Here is an 18,225-nt window from a genome sequence, read left to right on the forward strand (position 1 = left end):
TCTTTCGCAGTCAGGCCGGCTCGTCGATCGGCCGACGGTCGTTCAGGTGGATCCAGCCGCGCACGATGCGCACGAGGAACCAGACGGAGATGCCGGTCCAGGCCAGCCAGCCCGGCAGCACGAAGAGGAACCACAGCGGGAAGGTCAGCAGGTAGAGCCCGCCGGCCCAGAGCACGCTGCGGATGCGCCAGCGGAAGTGGCTGGCCTGCCAGGTGCCGGCGGCTTCCTCGCGCTTGACCAGGTCGAGCACGATGGCGATCAGCAGCAGCACGATGCCTGGCTGCAGGCTGGGGATCACCGCCCCCACCGCCACCACCGCATGCAGCAGGTAGCTGACCACGCCGACGGTACGCAGCGCACGTTCCTGGTCTTCGGGCAGCACGATCATGGCTTGCGGGTCCGGCAGGGCCGCTCAGCGCTCGCCGGCTTCGCGGGCCTGGGCCTTGCGCGCGGCGAACTCCTCCAGCCCCGAGAGTCCTTCCCGGCGGCGCAGTTCCGCCAGCACCTCGGCGGGCCGCACCCCGGCATCGGCCAGCGCGATCAGGGCGTGGAACCACAGGTCGGCAGCCTCGTAGACCACCTGCTGGCGCTCGCCTCCCTTGGCAGCGATCACCAGCTCGGTGGCCTCCTCGCCGACCTTCTTCAGGATGCTGTCGCGGCCCTTGTGGAAGAGGCGGGCGACATAGCTCTTGTCGGGGTCGCCGCCGCGGCGCTGCGCGATCACGTCGGCCAGGCGCTCCAGGGTGTCGTCGCTGTTCAGGTCGTGACTCATCGGGCGTAGATGGTGTCGGGGTCTTTCAGCACCGCGTCGACCGCCTGCCAGCGGGCGTCGGCGCCCCGCCCTTCGAGCCGCTCGAAGAAGCAGCTGTGGCGGCCGGTGTGGCAGGCGATGCCGGGTTCGTGCCCGAGCTGGGTGACCTTCAGCAGCACCACGTCCTGGTCGCAGTCCAGGCGGATCTCGTGGACCTGCTGCACATGGCCGCTTTCCTCGCCCTTGCGCCACAGGCGCTGCCGCGAGCGGCTGTAGTAGACGGCGCGGCCCAGCTCGGCGGTCAGCGCCAGGGCCTCGCGGTTCATCCACGCGAACATCAGCACGTCGCCGCTGCCCTGCTCCTGGGCGATCACCGGCACCAGGCCGTCGGCGTCCCAGCGCACGGCATCCAGCCAGGCGCCGGCCGGCGTGCTCGGGCCCGCGCTCATTGCCGCACCGGGATGCCCCGGCTCGCCATCAGGGCCTTGGCCTCGCCGACCGTGTGGTCGCCGTAGTGGAAGATGCTCGCGGCCAGCACGGCATCGGCGCGGCCGAGGGTCACGCCGTCGGCCAGGTCGTCGAGCTTGCCGACGCCGCCCGAGGCGATCACCGGCACCGGCACCGCATCGCTGACCGCGCGGGTCAGGTCCAGGTCGAAGCCGCTGCGCGTGCCGTCGCGGTCCATGCTGGTCAGCAGGATCTCGCCGGCGCCGAACTCGGCCATCTGCCGGGCCCAGGCCACGGCATCGAGGTGCATGTTCTTGCGGCCGCCGTGGGTGTAGACGTCCCAGCCCGGGCCCTTGGCCGCCAGGTCCTCGCCCGTGCGGCGCTTGGCATCGATGGCGACCACGATGCACTGCGCGCCGTAGCGCTCGCTGGCCTCGCGGATCAGCTCGGGCCGCGCGACGGCGGCGGAATTGAAGCTCACCTTGTCGGCCCCGGCATTGAGCAGCCGGCGCACATCGTCGACGCTGCGCACGCCGCCGCCGACCGTCAGCGGAATGAAGACCTGCGAGGCCACCGATTCGATGATCGGCAGGATCAGGTCGCGGCCGTCGCTGGTGGCGGTGATGTCGAGGAAGGTCAGCTCGTCGGCGCCCTGCTCGTTGTAGCGGGCCGCGATCTCGACCGGGTCGCCGGCATCGCGCAGCTCGACGAAATTGATGCCCTTGACGACGCGACCACCGGTCACGTCCAGGCAGGGAATGATGCGTTTGGCGAGCATGATCGATTCAGTGTAGGTCAGGGGCGGCGCCCGCCGCGCCGCCCCGTCCCGGGATGCCCTGCCCCCAGGGCATCCGGCCCCGTGCTCAGTCCGCCTGCTTGCGCAGGAAGGCGGGGATGTCGTAGTCGTCCACGCCGCTGCTCGACAGCGCGTCGACCCGTGCCGCGGCCGTGCGCCCGCTGCGCCAGACGCTGGGCACCGAGCTCGGGTCGTAGGGCTGGCTGGCGCTGCCGGCGCCGGCCGGCCCGCTCATCGTCACGGACACGCCAGCCGCCGGCGCCAGGCCGAGGTTGTCGGTGCCGGTGCGTGCCACCGGCTGGGCGACCGGCGCGGAATGCACCACGCTGATCGGCAGCTGCTGCTGGTGCTTGGCGTCCGACAGGCCGGTGGCGATCACGGTCACGCGCAGCTGGTCGCCCAGGCTCTCGTCGTAGGCGGCGCCGAAGATGACGTGGGCCTCGTCGTGCGCGTACTTGCGGATGGCGTTCATCGCGTTGCGGCTCTCGGACAGCTTCAGCGTGGCCTTGCTGGCCGCGATCAGCACCAGCACGCCGCGCGCGCCCGACAGGTCGATGCCTTCGAGCAGCGGGCAGGCCACGGCCGCATCGGCGGCCTTGGTGGCGCGGTCCGGGCCGCTGGCGGTGGCCGTGCCCATCATGGCCTTGCCGGGCTCGCTCATCACCGTCTTCACATCCTCGAAGTCGACGTTGATCGAGGCGTCGACATTGATGATGTCCGCGATGCCGCCCACCGCGTTCTTCAGCACGTTGTTGGCCTCCTGGAAGGCCTCGTCCTGGGTGATGTCGTCGCCCAGCACCTCGAGCAGGCGCTCGTTGAGCACGACGATCAGGCTGTCGACATTGGCCTCCAGCTCGGCCAGGCCGGCCTCGGCCTGCTTGGTGCGGCGCTTGCCCTCGAACTCGAAGGGCTTGGTCACCACGCCGACGGTCAGGATGCCCATCTCCTTGGCGATGCGGGCGATGACCGGGGCGGCCCCCGTGCCGGTGCCGCCCCCCATGCCCGCGGTCAGGAAGACCATGTTGGCGCCCGCGATCGCGTTGCGGATGCGTTCCTCCGCCTCGTGCGCGGCGGCGCGGCCCGCATCGGGCTTGCCCCCGGCGCCCAGGCCGTTGGCGCCGAGCTGGATGATCACGTCGGCCGCGCTGCGGTTCAGGGCCTGGCGGTCGGTGTTCGCGCAGATGAACTCCACGCCCTGGACCCCGGTGTCGATCATGTGGGCGACGGCGTTGCCGCCGCCGCCGCCGACGCCGATCACCTTGATCCGGGTGTCGATCGGGTTGTCTTCGAGCATCTCGATGGTGTTCACGGGGTCCTCCTGGGGGGCTGGCGGGGGTGGGGCGGGGGGAAGGGGGCGGGACGGTGCGCGGCTCAGAAGTTGCCGACGAACCAGTCCTTCAGACGGCCAAAGAGCGTGGTGACGGATCCAGCCTGCTGCGCGGCCTTGAAGCCGCGGCTGCGGGCGAGACGGGCTTCTTCGAGCAGGCCCATCACGGTGGCGGAACGGGGGTTGGCGACCATGTCGAACAGGGCGCCGCTGTAGGTCGGGGTGCCCTTGCGCACGGGCTTGAGGAAGATGTCCTCGGCCAGCTCGACCATGCCCGGCATCACCGCCGAGCCGCCGGTCAGCACGATGCCGCTGGACAGCAGTTCCTCGTAGCCGCTTTCGCGGATGACCTGGTGCACGAGCGAGAAGATCTCCTCGATGCGCGGCTCGATCACCCCGGCCAGGGCCTGGCGGCTGAGCATGCGCGGTGCGCGGTCGCCCAGGCCTGGCACCTCGACCTGGTCGGCCGGGTCGGCCAGCAGCTGCTTGGCGATGCCGTACTCGACCTTGATCTCCTCGGCATCCTTGGTCGGCGTGCGCAGCGCCATCGCGATGTCGCTGGTGATCAGGTCGCCGGCGATGGGGATGACGGCGGTGTGGCGCACCGAGCCCTCGGTGAAGATCGACACATCGGTCGTGCCGGCGCCGATGTCGACCAGGGCCACGCCCAGGGCCTTCTCGTCCTCGGTCAGCACCGCATGGCTGGAGGCGCTGGGGTTGAGCACCAGCATCTCCACCTCCAGCCCGCAGCGGCGCACGCACTTGATGATGTTCTCGGCCGCGCTCTGCGCGCCGGTCACGATGTGCACCTTCACCTCGAGGCGGCCGCCGGACATGCCGATCGGCTCCTTCACCTCGTGGCCGTCGATCACGAACTCCTGGGGCTCGACCAGCAGCAGGCGCTGGTCGTTCGGAATGTTGATGGCCTTGGCCGTCTCGACCACGCGCGAGACGTCGATGGGCGTGACCTCCTTGTCGCGCACGATCACCATGCCCGTGGAGTTCTGGCCGCGGATGTGGCTGCCGGTGATGCCGGTGTGCACGCGGGTGATCTTGCAGTCGGCCATCATCTCGGCCTCCTTCAAGGCCTGCTGGATGGCCTGCACCGTCGCGTCGATGTTGACCACCACGCCGCGCTTGAGGCCGTTGGACGGCGCGATGCCGAGCCCGGCCACCCGCAGGTCGCCGTCCGGCATGACCTCGGCCACCACCGCCATCACCTTGGCGGTGCCGATGTCGAGTCCGACGACGAGGTCTTTGCTTTCCTTGGCCATGGGGCGTTCTCAGTTCGTGGGCTTTTCACCGGGGGCCAGCGTGCCCAGGCCGCGCAGGCGCAGCGCGTAGCCGGCGGCGTGGCGCAGGTCGGCATGGGCCAGCGGGCGGTCGTGCTTGCGGATCAGCTCCTGCGCGGTCGTGACGAAGGCGCGGGTGCGGGTGGCCAGTTCCTCGGGGCTGCCGCGGCCGAACTCGACGACGGCCCCCTCGCCCAGCTCGCCGCGCCAGGAGCCCCGTGCCGTCAGGGCCAGGCTGCGCAGCTCGGTGTGCATCGGTGCGAACAGCGGGTTCAGGCTGCGCCACATCGACAGCATCGCGGCCGCGTGCCGCGCCGGGCCCTGCAGGGTCGGCAGGGCCTGCTCGTCGACATCGCCGGCATTGGCCTCGAACAGCTCGCCCTGCTGATTGACCAGGCCTTCCACCCCATCGTCGCCGCGCCACAGCGCGGCCGGCTGATGCTCTTCCAGCGCCACGGCGAGCCGGTTCGGCCAGAGCCGCCGCACCACGGCACGGCGCACCCAGGGCACGGCCTCGAAGGCGGCTTGCGCATCCTCCAGGTCCAGCGTGAAGAAGTTGCCCTTCAGCCGGGGCAGGGCCTGGCGGCGCAGCGCCTCCGGGCTGCTGCGCTCCAGCGGCTGCTCCACCACCAGACGCTGCAGCGCGAAGGCCGGCCGCTGCACCAGCAGGCCGAGACCCGCCACCAGCAGCAGCAGGCCGGCCAGCGCGAACAGCGCGGTGCCGGCACGCCGCATCAGGCGCACGTCGCCCGGCAGCGGGCGGGCGGCCTGCGGCGATCGGGGGCGGCGGAGCTCGGGCATGGAGGGCTCAGGCGTCCAGGGCGGCCTGGGCCAGCAGGTGGCTGCACAGGGCCTCGTAGCTCATCCCCGCCTCGCGGGCCGACATCGGCACCAGCGAATGGCCGGTCATGCCGGGCGAGGTGTTCATCTCCAGCAGGAAGACCTTGCGGTCGCTGCGGCGGACCATCAGGTCGGCCCGGCCCCAGCCGCGGCAGCCCAGGGCACGGTAGGCACCCAGGGCCAGGCGCTGGATCTCGCGCTCCTCGGCGGCCGGCAGGCCGCTCGGGCAGAGGTAGCGGACCTCGTCGGTGAAGTACTTGTTCTTGTAGTCGTAGCCGGCCTCGGGCGGCACGATGCGGATCACCGGCAGGGCATGGGCCGAGTCGCCGGCGCCGAGCACCGGGCAGGTCACTTCCTCGCCGTCGATGAAGGCCTCGCACAGCACATCGGGGTCGTACTTCGCGGCCAGGGCCACGGCGGCCGGCAGGTCCTCGGCCCGGCTGACCTTGCTGACGCCGATCGAGGAGCCCTCGCGGGGCGGTTTCACGATCAAGGGCAGGCCGAGCTGGGCCAGCACCTCGGCCAGGCGCGCGGGGCCGTGGTCGCCGGCGCGCAGGTGCACATGGGCCGGCGTGCTCAGGCCCTCGGCCAGGAAGATGCGCTTGGTCATCACCTTGTCCATCGCGATCGCGCTGGCCATCACGCCCGAGCCGGTGTAGGGAATGCCCAGCAGCTCCAGCGCGCCCTGCACGCAGCCGTCCTCGCCGTGGCGGCCGTGCAGGGCGATGAAGGCGCGGTCGTAGCCGGCGCGCTTGAGCTCGTCGAGCGGCCGGTCGGCCGGATCGAAGCCATGGGCATCGACGCCGCGGCCGCGCAGCGCGCTGAGCACGCCGCCGCCCGACATCAGCGAGATCTCGCGTTCGGCCGAGCTGCCGCCGAAGAGCACGGCGACCTTGCCGAGTGCGGCCGGGTCCACCGGCGGCGGCGGGAAGGTGGCAGCCGGCGAATCGGCGCGGACGGGGTCTTGGGGGGCGGCGCTCATCGCGGGGCGTCCTGGGGGGCAGAAGAGGGGGGCAGGGGCAGGGCGGCCAGTAGCGCGGCGGGCAGGCCGCCGATCGAGCCGGCGCCCATGGTGATCAGCACGTCGCCGTCGCGCAGCGACTCGGCGGCGGCTTCGGGCATCGCCTCCATGGTGTCGACGAAGACCGGCTCGACCTTGCCGGCCACGCGCAGCGCACGGCTCAGCGCGCGGCCGTCGGCGGCGACGATGGGCGCCTCGCCGGCCGCATAGACCTCGGCCAGCAGCACGGCATCGGCCGTACCCATGACCTTGACGAAGTCCTCGAAGCAGTCGCGCGTGCGGGTGTAGCGATGGGGCTGGAAGGCCAGCACCAGGCGCCGGCCGGGGAAGGCGCCGCGCGCGGCGGCCAGCACGGCGGCCATCTCGACCGGGTGGTGGCCGTAGTCGTCGATCAGCGTCGCGCGGCCGCCGTCGCGGGTGGCCAGCTCGCCGTGGCGCTGGAAGCGCCGGCCCACGCCGGTGAAGGCGGCCAGCGCCGCCACCAGGGGCGCATCGGGCAGCTCCAGCTCGGTGGCCACCGCGATCGCGGCCAGGGCATTGAGCACGTTGTGGCGGCCGGGCAGGTTCAGGGTGATCGGCAGGTCCGGCATCACCGTGCCGTTGCGGCGCTGGGCGATGAAGCGCATCTGCCCGCCGGGCAGGGCCTCGACCTCGACGGCGCGCACCTGCGCGTCCTCGCCGAAGCCGTAGCCGACCACCGGCCGCGAGATCATCGGCAGGATCGAGCGCACGCCCGGGTCGTCCACGCAGAGGATGGCCGCGCCGTAGAAGGGCATGCGGTGCAGGAACTCGACGAAGGCTGCCTTGAGCCGCGCGAAGTCGTGGCCGTAGGTGTCCATGTGGTCGGCGTCGATGTTGGTCACGACGCTGAGCACCGGGTTCAGGTTCAGGAAGGAGGCATCGCTCTCGTCGGCCTCCACCACGATGAAGTCGCCGGCGCCCAGGCGCGAGTTCGCGCCCGCGCTCAGCAGCTTGCCGCCGATCACGAAGGTCGGGTCCAGGCCGGCCTCGGCCAGCACGCTGGCCACCAGCGAGGTCGTCGTCGTCTTGCCGTGCGTGCCGGCAATGGCGATGCCCTGCTTGAGCCGCATCAGCTCGGCCAGCATCACCGCGCGCGGCACCACCGGGATGCGGCGCGTGCGGGCGGCGATGACCTCGGGGTTGTCGCCCTTCACGGCGGTGCTCGTCACCACCGCCTCGGCGCCGGCGATGTGTGCTGCGTCGTGGCCGATGTGAACGCGGATGCCCAGGCCGGCCAGGCGCTTCGTGACCGCGCCCTCCGACTGGTCCGAACCCGAGATGGCGTAGCCGAGGTTGTGCAGGATCTCGGCGATGCCGCTCATGCCGGCGCCCCCGATGCCCACGAAGTGGATGTGCTTGACCGCGTGTTTCATGGCTGCCCCTCGCCCGACGAGTACGTCGGTCGATCCCCCGAGGGGATCCGGGCCGGCTTGGGAGCGGCCCGGCGCTCGGCCCGCTGCGGATGGAAGGCGTTCATGACTGCGTCAGTTCTTCGAGCTCGTCGGCCACGCGCGCGGCTGCGCGCGGCCGGGCCAGGGCGCGGGCGCGCTCGGCCATGGGAAGCAGGGTGCTGCGGTCCAGGCCGGCCAGGGTGGCAGCCAGGCGCTCGGGGCTCAGCTCGGTCTGCGGCAGGTGCAGGGCCGCGCCGTGCTGGGCCATGAACTGGGCGTTGTCGCGCTGGTGCGCGGTGGTGCGGGCGATGAAGGGCACCAGCAGCGAGGGCACGCCGGCCGCGCAGAGTTCGCTGACGGTGATGGCGCCGGCCCGGCCGATCACCAGGTCGGCCGCGGCCAGTTCGCCGGCCATGTCCTCGATGAAGGCCCGCACCTCGAGGCCGGCCTCGGGCCGCGGGTCCAGGCCGGCGGCGCGGTAGGCGTCCTGCACGGCATCGCGGTTCTGCGCGCCGGTTTGATGCAGCACCCGGGGGCGCTGCGCCGGGGCCAGCAGGGCCAGCGCCCGCGGCAGGGTCTCGTTGAGCACGCGGGCGCCCAGGCTGCCGCCGACCACCAGCAGCTTCAGCGGGCCGCTGCGGCCGGCATAGCGTTCGGCCGGCGCCGGCAGGGCCTCGATCTCGGCCCGCACCGGGTTGCCGGTGACGCGGCCGCGGCGGCCGGCGCGGAGGGCATCGGCGCCGTCGAAGCCGAAGGCGATGCGGTCGGCCACGCGGCCCAGGGCCTGGTTCGACAGCAGCAGGGCCGCGTCGGCATTGACCAGCACCAGCGGCTTGCGCAGCAGCCAGGCCATCAGGCCGCCGGGGACGCAGACATAGCCCCCCATGCCCAGCACCGCATCGGCCCGGCGCGCGCGCAGGATGCGCAGGCTGTCCCAGAAGGCCTTGAGCAGCCGCAGGCTGCCGGTGGCGCTGTGCAGCCAGCCCTTGCCGCGCAGGCCGGTGAAGGCCAGCACGTCCATCGGCAGGCCGCTGGGCGGCACCAGCTTCTGCTCCAGGCCGCTGGGCGTGCCCAGCCAGCTCACCGTCCAGCCCCGGGCCTGCATCTCGCGGGCCACGGCCAGGCCGGGGATCACGTGGCCGCCGGTGCCGGCGGCCATCACGACGAGGTGGCGCGCGCGGCTCATGCCCGGCCCCCCCGCATCAGCTGCCGGTTCTCGGCATCGACCCGCAGCACGATGGCCAGCGCGATGGCGTTCATCACCAGGGCCGAGCCGCCGTAGCTCATCAGCGGCAGGGTCAGCCCCTTGGTCGGCAGCGCGCCCAGGTTCACGCCCATGTTGATGAAGCCCTGGCCGCCCAGCCACAGGCCGATGCCCTGGCAGTAGAGGCCGGCAAACACGCGGTTGAGCATGATGGACGCGCGGCCGATCACGAAGCAGCGCCGCACCAGCCAGAAGAAGGCCAGCATCACGGCCACCACGCCCACGAAGCCCAGCTCCTCGCCGATCACGGCCAGCAGGAAGTCGGTGTGCGGCTCGGGCAGGTAGTGCTGCTTCTCCAGGCTGTCGCCCAGGCCCTGGCCGAAGAGCTCGCCGCGGCCGAAGGCGATCAGCGACTGGGTGAGCTGGTAGGCCTTGCCCGCGGCATTCGTCGGCTCCCAGGGCCGCAGGTAGGCGAAGATCCGTGCGCTCTTCTCCTCGCTCGATGCGATCACCGCGACGAAGCTCAGCACCAGCACGGCCGCGCTCAGCAGGAACATGCGTCCGTTCACGCCCCCGAGGAAGAGCACGCCCATCGCGATCACCGCGATCACCATGAAGGCGCCCATGTCCGGCTCGCGCAGCAGCAGCACGCCGGTCACGGCCAGGGCCACGGCCATCGGCCAGACGGCGCGGAAGAACTTTTCCTTCACGTCCATCTTGCGCGTCATGTAGCTGGCTGCGTAGAGCGCGATGCCGAGCTTGGCCAGTTCGCTGGGCTGGAAGTTCATCACCCCCAGCGGAATCCAGCGCCGCGACTTGTTGACCACCTTGCCGATGCCCGGCACCAGCACCAGCACCAGCAGCAGCAGCGCGACGACGAAGATCCACGGCGCCCAGCGTTCCCAGACGCTCAGCGGCACCTGCGCGGCCAGCAGGCCCGCCATCAGGGCCAGCAGCAGCTGCACGCTGTGGCGCAGCAGGAAGTGATAGGGCTTGTAGTCGGCGTACTTCGGGCTGTCGGGCAGCGCGATGCTGGCGCTGTAGACCATCACCAGGCCGAGCAGCATCAGGCCCAGCACCACCGCGACGAGCGCGCCATCGACCCCGGAGGCCGGCCGCGGCGTGCCACCGCCGGCCAGGCTGTCGCGCACCGGCAGCAGCGTGCCGCCCTCGCGGCGGCCGGCCAGGCGCTCGCGCAGGCGCGCGAGCCAGGCGGCGGGCCGGTGCAGCGGGGTCGCGGGGGTGCTCATGCCAGCGAGCTCCCGCGGGCCTCGGCCAGGGCCTGTGCCGCGCCGGCGAAGACCTCGGCGCGGTGCGCGTAGTTGCGGAACATGTCCAGGCTGGCGCAGGCCGGGCTCAGCAGCAGCGCGTCGCCGCTGCGGCATTGGGCGAAGGCCCAGGCCGTGGCGTCCTCCAGCGTCGCGAAGCGTGCGCGCGGCAGGGCCGCGGCCTCGGGGTGGGCCAGGATCGCGGCTTCGAGGGCCGGGGCGTCGCGGCCGATCAGGGCGATCGCGCGGGCATGGGCGGCCAGCGGTGCGGCCAGCGGTGCGAAGTCCTGGCCCTTGCCCTCGCCACCCAGCACGATGGCCAGGCGACCGGGGGCCTTGTCCTCGCCCAGGCCGCGCAGCGCGGCCACGGTGGCGCCGACATTGGTGCCCTTGCTGTCGTCGACGATCTCGATGCCGTCGAGCAGGCCGATGGGCTCGACGCGGTGCGGCTCGCCGCGGTACTCGCGCAGGCCGTGCAGCATCGGCGCCAGCGGCAGGCCGGCGGCGCTGCACAGGGCCAGCGCCGCCAGGGCATTGGCGGCGTTGTGGCGGCCGCGGATGCGCAGGGCATCGGCCGGCATCAGGCGCTGCAGCAGCAGCGGCTCGGCCTCCCGTTCGCGGCCGCGGCGCGGGGTGTCGTCGGCCGGCTGCGCGCGCACCAGCCAGACGATGCCGCCTTCGCGCTGCAGGCCCCAGTCGCCCGGCGCCTGCGGCGCGTCCAGGCCGAAGCGCTGCACCTGGCGTGCCTCGATGCGGCTGCGCTGCCCGCGGGCGGCCGGCTTGTGCACGCGGGGCTCGGGCACCAGGGCCTCGACGGCCGCGTCGTCGCGGTTGACGACCATCACCGTCTCGCGGCCCTGCACGCTGGCCCAGCTGCCGTGGATGCGGCCCTTGGCCTCGGCGTAGGCGGCCATCGTGCCGTGCCAGTCCAGGTGGTCCTGGCTGAGGTTCAGCACGGCGGCGGCCGTCGGCCGGAAGCCGCCGGGGCCGTGGGCCACGCCGTCGAGCTGGAAGCTCGAAAGCTCCAGCACCCAGACCTCGGGCAGGGCGTTGAACACCGCGGCGCGCGGCGCGGCGGGGGGCAGGGCGAGGGCTGCGCCCGCATCGGCTGCGGCGGGCTCGGCCTCGGCCTCGGCGGGAAGCGGGTCGATCGGGTCGGCCTCGACGCCCTCGGGCGTGCCGGGGGGCTCGGCCGGATCGGCATCGAGGGCCTCGGCGGCCTCGCCGGCCGGGTCCTCCGGGGCGGGCACGGCCCCGGCGGCCTGCGCTTCGACGGCCTCGGCGGCCTCGACCGGTGCCAGCCAGTCCGGCGCGAACAGGCCGCCGGCCGGCGCCTCCCAGCCCGGCTGTTCGGCATCGAGCGCGGCGGCCAGCGTGTCCAGCAGGGTCGGGCCGACATTGCCGGCCACGGCCACGCGGCGACCGGCGCGCTCGGCCAGCCGGCCGCAGAGCATGGTGGTCGTGGTCTTGCCGTTGGTGCCGGTGATGGCGATCAGCCGGGGCGCATAGCGCAGCCGGGCCTCCAGCGTGGCCAGGGCGCTGGCGAAGAGGCCCAGCTCGCCTTCCACCTTGATCCCGCGCCCGGCCGCGGCGGCCAGCAGCGGCGCCAGGGCCGGATCGTTCGGGGCCAGGCCGGGGCTCTTGAGCACGCGGTCGCAGCCCTCCAGCAGGGCCGGGTCGAAGCCTTGCACGCGTTGCGCCGCCGGCACGTCGGCGGCCAGGCGCGCGGCCTGGGGCGGCTCGGCGCGGCTGTCGGCCACGGTGATCGCCGCCGCGCCGAGGCGCCGCGCCCAGCGCGCCATGGCCAGGCCCGAGTCGCCACAGCCCAGCACCAGCAGGCGCTGGCCGGCGAGCAGGTCGGGGGCGAAGGGCAGCAGGCTCAACGCAAGCTCCTCAACGCAGCTTCAGGCTGCTCAGGCCGATCAGGCAGAGCAGCATGGTGATGATCCAGAAGCGCACGACGACCTGCGTCTCCTTCCAGCCCCCCTTCTCGAAGTGGTGGTGCAGCGGCGCCATCCGAAGGATGCGCTGGCCGGTGCCGGTGCGGCGCTTGGTCCACTTGAACCAGCTCACCTGCAGCATCACCGACAGGGCCTCGACGACGAAGATGCCGCCCATGATGGCCAGCACGATCTCCTGCCGCACGATGACGGCGATGGTGCCGAGCGCCCCGCCCAGGGCCAGGGCGCCGACATCGCCCATGAAGACCTGGGCCGGATAGGCGTTGAACCACAGGAAGGCCAGGCCCGCGCCGGCCATGGCGGCGCAGAAGATCAGCAGCTCGCCGGCCCCCGGGATGTGCGGCAGCAGCAGGTAGTTGCTGAACACCGCATTGCCGGTCACGTAGGCGAACAGGCCCAGCGCCGAGCCGACCATCACCACCGGCATGATGGCCAGACCGTCGAGCCCGTCGGTGAGGTTCACCGCATTGCTGCTGCCCACGATGACCACATAGGTCATCAGCAGGAAGCCGGCCACGCCCAGCGGGTAGCTGACCTGCTTGAAGAAGGGCAGCAGCAGGTTGGTCTTGTCCGGCAGTTCGCCGCGGAAGCCGCTGACCACCCATTCGAGGAAGAGCTCGGCGACCCGCGCGTTCGAGGTCTCGGCAATCGAGAACAGCAGATAGAAGGCCGCCAGGCCGCCGATCAGCGACTGCCAGAGGTATTTCTCGCGCGAGGACATGCCCTCGGGGTTCTTGTGCACGACCTTGCGCCAGTCGTCGGCCCATCCGATCGCGCCGAAGCCGAAGGTCACGACCATGACGATCCAGACGAAGCGGTTGCTCCAGTCGAACCACAGCAGGGTGCTGACCGCGATGGCCAGCAGGATCAGCACGCCGCCCATGGTCGGCGTGCCGGTCTTGGCCAGGTGTTCCTGGATGCCGTAGGCCCGCACCGGCTGGCCGATCTTCAGCGCGGTCAGGCGACGGATCACCGCCGGGCCCAGGGCCATGCCGATCAGCAGGGCCGTCATCGCGGCCATCACGGCGCGGAAGGTCAGGTACTGCACGACGCGCAGGAAACCGAAGGTCTGCGGATCGAGGGCCTGCAGCCAGGCGGCGAGGGTCACCAGCATGGGCGGCTCCGGGTCGAGGGGGTGGGGGCCTGTTCAGCCATGGCCGGCCTCCGGGGCGGCACGCAGGGCAGCCACCGCGCGTTCCATGCGCATGAAGCGCGAGCCCTTGACGAGCACGCTGGCCGCCGCCGGTGCCTCGCCGAGCGCCGCCACCAGGGCGGCGGTGTCGGCGAAGGCGCGTGCGCCGGGGCCGTAGGCGCGCGCCGCTTCGGCGCAGGCGCTGCCGGCGCACCAGAGCTGCTCGATGCCCTGCTCGCGTGCATGGGCGCCGACCTCGGCATGGAAGGCCGGCCCCTGGTCGCCCACCTCGCCCATGTCGCCCAGCAGCAGCCAGCGCGGGCCGGGCAGGCCGGCCAGCAGCTCGATGGCCGCACGCACGGAATCGGGGTTGGCGTTGTAGCTGTCGTCGACCAGGGCGATGCGGCGGCCGTGCAGCATGGCCGTGCCCAGGGCCGAGCGGCCGGCCACCGGGCGGAAGGCTTCCAGCCCGGCCACCACGGTGGCCAGCGGCACGCCGGCGGCCAGGGCCGCGGCCGTGGCGGCGAGGGCATTGCGCACGTTGTGGCGGCCGGCCAGGGCCAGATGCAGATGGGCCGGGCCGGCCGGCGTCTGCAGCGCGACGGCCCAGCCCTCGCCGGCCCAGCGGGCCTGGCCCTGCACCTCGGCACCGGTCGCGGGGGCGCCGTCCTCGGGCAGGGCGAAGCGAAGCTGCGGCCGGCCAGCCGCCAGGGCCTGCCAGCGCGCGGCATGCGGCTCGTCGGCCGGGTAGACGGCCGTGCCATCCGCCGGCAGGGCGGCGAAGACCGAGCCGTTCTCCTCGGCCACGGCCTCGACGCTGGCCATGAACTCCTGGTGCTCGCGCTGGGCGTTGTTGACCAGGGCCACGGTCGGCCGGGCGAGGGCCGCCAGCTCGGCGATCTCGCCCGGGTGGTTCATGCCCAGCTCGACGACGGCGGCACGATGCGTCGGCCGCAGCCGCAGCAGGGTCAGGGGCAGGCCGATGTCGTTGTTGAAATTGCCCTGGGTGGCCAGCGCCGCCTCGCCCTGCCAGGCGCGCAGGATGGCGGCCAGCATCTGGGTGACGGTGGTCTTGCCATTGCTCCCGGTCACGGCGATCAGCGGCAGGCTGAACTGCGCGCGCCAGGCCGCACCGAGCTGGCCGAGCGCACGGCGGCTGTCGGCCACCACCAGGCCGGGCAGGCCGGCGGCGGCCAGCCGGTCCGCGTCGTCCACCAGCGCGGCCAGCGCGCCGGCGGCACGGGCCTGCGGCAGGAAATCGTGTGCATCGAAGCGTTCGCCGCGCAGGGCCACGAAGAAGTCGCCGGCCTGCAGGCTGCGCGTGTCGCTGTGCACGCGGGCCAGCGGGGTTGCCCCCTCGCCGACGAGGCGGCTGCCGGGCAGCAGGGCGGCCAGCTGGTCCAGCCGGGCCAGGGGGGGGACGGCTTGGGCGGGCAGGCTCATGCGCGGGCTCCGTTCAGCCAGGCCTGCAGGGCGGTCTCGGCCTCGGCCACGTCGGACAGGGGATGCTTGACGCCGGCGATCTCCTGCGTCGTTTCGTGGCCCTTGCCGGCGATCAGCAGCACATCGGCCGCCGTGCAGGCCGCGACGGCGGCGGCGATGGCGGCGCGGCGGTCGGGCTCGATCATGGCCAGCTGCGGCCGCTGCAGGCCGGCGGCCACCTCGGCCAGCAGGGCCTGCGGGTCCTCGCTGCGCGGGTTGTCGCTGCTGAGCCAGACGCGGTCGGCGCCGGCCTCGGCGGCGGCCGCCATCCGGGGGCGCTTGCTGCGGTCGCGGTCGCCGCCGCAGCCGAAGAGCACGGCCAGCCGGCCGCCGCGGGCCGTGGCCAGGGGGCGCAGCGTGGCCAGGGCCTGGGCCAGGGCGTCGGGGGTGTGCGCATAGTCGACCAGCACCGCCGGCTGCGGCGCCCTGCCGAGCTGCACGCGCTGCATGCGGCCGGGCACCGGGCCGAGTGCCGCGCAGGCCGCGACCACGGCCGGCAGCGGGTGGCCCAGCGCGCGCAGCGCGCCGATCACGCCCAGCAGGTTGTCGACATGGAAGTCGCCGAGCAGGCGGGTGGCCAGCGGCAGGCGGGTTTCGCCCGCCGGGCCGTGCTCGACCACGGTGAAGGCCAGGCCGTCGGGACCGAGCTGGTGGTCGACCGCGCGCAGCCGCGCGCCGGCCTGACCGCGCGCCGAGGTGGTCCAGCAGGCCGGGCCCTCGCCACGGGCTTCGCGGACGGCCAGCCCGGCCGCCTGCGCGGCGACCTCGGCGTCGTCGACGTTCAGCACCGCGGCCTGCAGGCCGGGCCAGTCGAAGAGCCGACGCTTGGCCGCCGCGTAGGCGGCCATGCTGCCGTGGAAGTCCAGGTGGTCCTGACTGAAATTGGTGTAGATCGCGACGCGGATCGGCAGGCCGTCCAGCCGGGACTCGACCAGGCCGATGGACGAGGCCTCGATCGCCACCGCCTTCAGCCCGCCGTCGACCATGCCGCGCAGCGCGCGCTGCAGCTGCACCGGGTCGGGCGTGGTGAAGCCGGTCGGCACCAGCATGGCCGCGCCGCCGCCGACCGGACCCAGGCCCAGGGTGCCGATCACGCCGGCCGGTCGCTCCAGGGCGGACAGCAGCTGCGCGATCCACCAGCTCGACGAGGTCTTGCCGTTGGTGCCCGTGACGGCGACGACGTCCAGCGCCATGCCCGGCAGGCCGAAGAAGGCCGCGGCCAGCGGGCCGGCGGCGGCCTTCAGTCCCGCCACGGCGGCGGTGCGCTGGCGGATGGGCAGGGGCCAGTCGGCGCTCCAGGCGGCCAGGCCTTCGGCCTCGACCAGGGCCACCTGCGCGCCGTGCAGGAAGGCGTCATGCACGTGCGCGCGCGGGTCGCGGGCCAGGCCGGGCCAGGCGATGAAGGCCTCGCCCGCCGCCAGGCGTCGGCTGTCGCTGGACAGGCCCTTCGAGCCGCTGGCACGCAGCCAGGCCAGGGCCTCGCCGACGCTGCCGAGCTGCACCACGCCGTCGAGCGGGCCGAGGGTTTGCGGGGCGGGCATCAGAAGCTCTCCTCCACCGCGCCCTGGCCGCTGCCCCGTGCGACGATGCGCGGCTCGACGGCCAGGTCCGGCGTGACCCCCAGGGTCTGCAGGCTCTGCTGGACGACGTCGCTGAAGACCGGTGCGGCCACCAGGCCGCCGAAGTACTGGCCCTTGCTCGGCTCCTCGACCATCACCGCGACGACGATGCGCGGCGCGCTGACCGGCGCCAGGCCGACGAACCACGAGCGGTAGCGCTTGGCCGCGTAGCCCTTGCCTTCCTGCACGTGGGCGGTGCCGGTCTTGCCGCCCACGCTGTAGGCCTGCGTCTGCGCGAGCGGTGCGGTGCCGCCGGGGCCCGCGGCCAGCTGCAGCATCTGGCGCACCTCGCGGGCGGTCTCGGCGCTGAACACGCGCTCGCCGGCGGCCGGTTCGCTGCGGCGCTGCAGGGTCACGGGGATGATCTCGCCGTCGCGCGCGAAGACGGTGTAGGCCCGCGCGAGCTGCAGCAGCGAGGCCGACAGGCCGTAGCCGTAGCTCATCGTCGCCTTCTCGATCGGCCGCCAGCTGCGGTAGGGCCGCAGCCGGCCGCTGGCGGCGGCCGGAAACTCGACGCGCGGCTTCTGGCCCAGGCCGACCGCGGTGAACAGCTCCCACATCTCGCGCGATTCGAGCGTCTGCGCGATCTTCACCGTGCCGACGTTGCTGGACTTCTGCACGATCTCCGCCACCGTCAGCACGCCATGCGGATGCGCGTCGCTGATCGTCGAACCGGTGATGCTGATGCGGCCCGGGGCGGTGTCGATGCGCGTGTCGGGCTGGATGCGGTGACGCTCCAGCGCAAGCCCTGCGATGAAGGGCTTCATCGTCGAACCGGGCTCGAAGGTGTCGGTCAGCGCGCGGTTGCGCAGCTGCTCGCCCTTCAGCCGGGCACGGTCGTCCGGCCGGTAGCTGGGCAGGTTGGCCAGGGCCAGCAGCTCGCCGGTCTGCACATCGAGCACGACCACGCTGCCGCCCTTGGCGCCATGCTGGGTCACGGCCTGCGCCAGGCGCTGGTAGGCAAAGAACTGGATCTTGCTGTCGATCGACAGCCGCAGATCCTGGCCATCGACGGCCGGCAGGGTTTCGCCGACGGCCTCCACCACCTCGCCGAGCCGGTTGCGGATCACGCGGCGGCTGCCGTCCTGGCCGGACAGGCTGCCGTCGAAGGTCTTCTCGACCCCTTCGAAGCCGCGATCCTCGGCGTCGGTGAAGCCGACCACATGCGCCGCGGCCTCGGCCTCGGGGTAGAGGCGCTTGTCCTCGTGCATCAGGTGCACGCCCGGCAGGGCCAGGCCCTGCACGGCCCGGGCCGTGTCTTCGCTGACGCGCCGGCGCAGGTAGACGAACTTGTCGTTGGCGGCCAGGCGCTGCTCCAGCTCCTCGGGCTTGTAGCCGAGCAGCTTGGCCAGCGGCCGGCGGGCGGCACGGTCGGCCGCACGCTGGCCCATGTCCTTGGGAATGGCCCAGACGGTGGGCGCTGCGACGCTGGTGGCGAGCAGCAGGCCGTTGCGGTCCATGATGCGGCCGCGCTTGGCCGGCAGGTCCAGCTTGCGGGCGTAGTTGCGCTCGCCCTTCTGCTGGTAGAAGTCGTTGTGGATCAGCTGGATCCAGGCCGCCCGGCCCACCAGGCCGAGAAAGCCCAGGCCGATCAGCGCGACCAGGAACTTGGCGCGCCAGGGCGGCGTGCGCGAGGCCAGCAGCGGGCTGTTCGAATAGCGCACGCTGCGCAC

At 73.0% G+C, this 18,225-nt stretch carries 16 protein-coding genes; all 16 read right to left on the minus strand.

Annotation, left to right across the window (positions count from 1 at the left end; genetic code table 11):
• Positions 1-10: 10 nt before the first annotated feature.
• Positions 11-388 (minus strand): DUF4870 family protein, encoded by a 378-nt coding sequence (locus tag H4F90_RS09675; protein ID WP_182663976.1) that lies wholly within the window; start codon positions 386-388, stop codon positions 11-13.
• A gap of 24 nt (positions 389-412) precedes the next feature.
• Complete coding sequence (locus tag H4F90_RS09680) at positions 413-772, minus strand: phosphoribosyl-ATP diphosphatase (protein ID WP_182663977.1); 360 nt, start codon at positions 770-772, stop codon at positions 413-415.
• The gene (gene hisI / locus H4F90_RS09685; protein ID WP_182663979.1) at positions 769-1,200 is read right to left on the minus strand and encodes a phosphoribosyl-AMP cyclohydrolase; all 432 of its coding nucleotides are present in this window, start codon (positions 1,198-1,200) and stop codon (positions 769-771) included. The genes H4F90_RS09680 and hisI overlap by 4 nt, the downstream gene beginning before the upstream one ends.
• Complete coding sequence (hisF, locus tag H4F90_RS09690) at positions 1,197-1,976, minus strand: imidazole glycerol phosphate synthase subunit HisF (RefSeq protein WP_182663981.1); 780 nt, start codon at positions 1,974-1,976, stop codon at positions 1,197-1,199. The genes hisI and hisF overlap by 4 nt, the downstream gene beginning before the upstream one ends.
• 85 nt (positions 1,977-2,061) lie before the next feature.
• A complete protein-coding gene (ftsZ, locus tag H4F90_RS09695; RefSeq protein WP_182664495.1) occupies positions 2,062-3,288 on the minus strand; it encodes a cell division protein FtsZ in 1,227 nt (408 codons plus the stop codon).
• A gap of 77 nt (positions 3,289-3,365) precedes the next feature.
• Entirely contained in the window at positions 3,366-4,595 is a 1,230-nt protein-coding gene (gene ftsA, locus H4F90_RS09700) for a cell division protein FtsA (protein WP_182663983.1), read from the minus strand.
• 9 nt (positions 4,596-4,604) lie between these two features.
• Positions 4,605-5,414 (minus strand): cell division protein FtsQ/DivIB, encoded by an 810-nt coding sequence (locus H4F90_RS09705; protein WP_182663985.1) that lies wholly within the window; start codon positions 5,412-5,414, stop codon positions 4,605-4,607.
• A 7-nt stretch (positions 5,415-5,421) separates the two neighbouring features.
• The gene (locus H4F90_RS09710) at positions 5,422-6,435 is read right to left on the minus strand and encodes a D-alanine--D-alanine ligase (protein WP_182663987.1); all 1,014 of its coding nucleotides are present in this window, start codon (positions 6,433-6,435) and stop codon (positions 5,422-5,424) included.
• Positions 6,432-7,868 carry a UDP-N-acetylmuramate--L-alanine ligase gene (gene murC / locus H4F90_RS09715; protein WP_182663989.1) on the minus strand — a complete coding sequence of 479 codons (1,437 nt, stop codon included), beginning with the start codon at positions 7,866-7,868 and terminating at the stop codon, positions 6,432-6,434. The genes H4F90_RS09710 and murC overlap by 4 nt, the downstream gene beginning before the upstream one ends.
• 100 nt (positions 7,869-7,968) lie before the next feature.
• Positions 7,969-9,072: an undecaprenyldiphospho-muramoylpentapeptide beta-N-acetylglucosaminyltransferase gene (murG, locus tag H4F90_RS09720; protein WP_182663991.1), complete on the minus strand. Its 1,104-nt coding sequence runs from the start codon at positions 9,070-9,072 to the stop codon at positions 7,969-7,971.
• Complete coding sequence (gene ftsW, locus H4F90_RS09725) at positions 9,069-10,340, minus strand: putative lipid II flippase FtsW (protein WP_182663993.1); 1,272 nt, start codon at positions 10,338-10,340, stop codon at positions 9,069-9,071. Before ftsW ends, murG begins: the two co-directional genes overlap by 4 nt.
• Positions 10,337-12,241, minus strand: a complete 1,905-nt coding sequence (gene murD, locus H4F90_RS09730; RefSeq protein ID WP_328700888.1) for a UDP-N-acetylmuramoyl-L-alanine--D-glutamate ligase — start codon at positions 12,239-12,241, stop codon at positions 10,337-10,339. Before murD ends, ftsW begins: the two co-directional genes overlap by 4 nt.
• A 10-nt stretch (positions 12,242-12,251) precedes the next feature.
• Positions 12,252-13,433, minus strand: coding sequence for a phospho-N-acetylmuramoyl-pentapeptide-transferase (gene mraY / locus H4F90_RS09735; RefSeq protein ID WP_182663995.1), 1,182 nt, complete (start codon positions 13,431-13,433; stop codon positions 12,252-12,254).
• A gap of 33 nt (positions 13,434-13,466) precedes the next feature.
• Positions 13,467-14,894 carry a UDP-N-acetylmuramoyl-tripeptide--D-alanyl-D-alanine ligase gene (locus tag H4F90_RS09740; protein ID WP_182663997.1) on the minus strand — a complete coding sequence of 476 codons (1,428 nt, stop codon included), beginning with the start codon at positions 14,892-14,894 and terminating at the stop codon, positions 13,467-13,469.
• Positions 14,891-16,474 (minus strand): Mur ligase family protein, encoded by a 1,584-nt coding sequence (locus tag H4F90_RS09745; RefSeq protein WP_182664000.1) that lies wholly within the window; start codon positions 16,472-16,474, stop codon positions 14,891-14,893. Before H4F90_RS09745 ends, H4F90_RS09740 begins: the two co-directional genes overlap by 4 nt.
• The gene (locus H4F90_RS09750; protein WP_182664500.1) at positions 16,474-18,225 is read right to left on the minus strand and encodes a peptidoglycan D,D-transpeptidase FtsI family protein; all 1,752 of its coding nucleotides are present in this window, start codon (positions 18,223-18,225) and stop codon (positions 16,474-16,476) included. Before H4F90_RS09750 ends, H4F90_RS09745 begins: the two co-directional genes overlap by 1 nt.

The organism is Aquariibacter albus (assembly GCF_014145335.1).
GTDB lineage: Bacteria > Pseudomonadota > Gammaproteobacteria > Burkholderiales > Burkholderiaceae_C > Aquariibacter > Aquariibacter albus.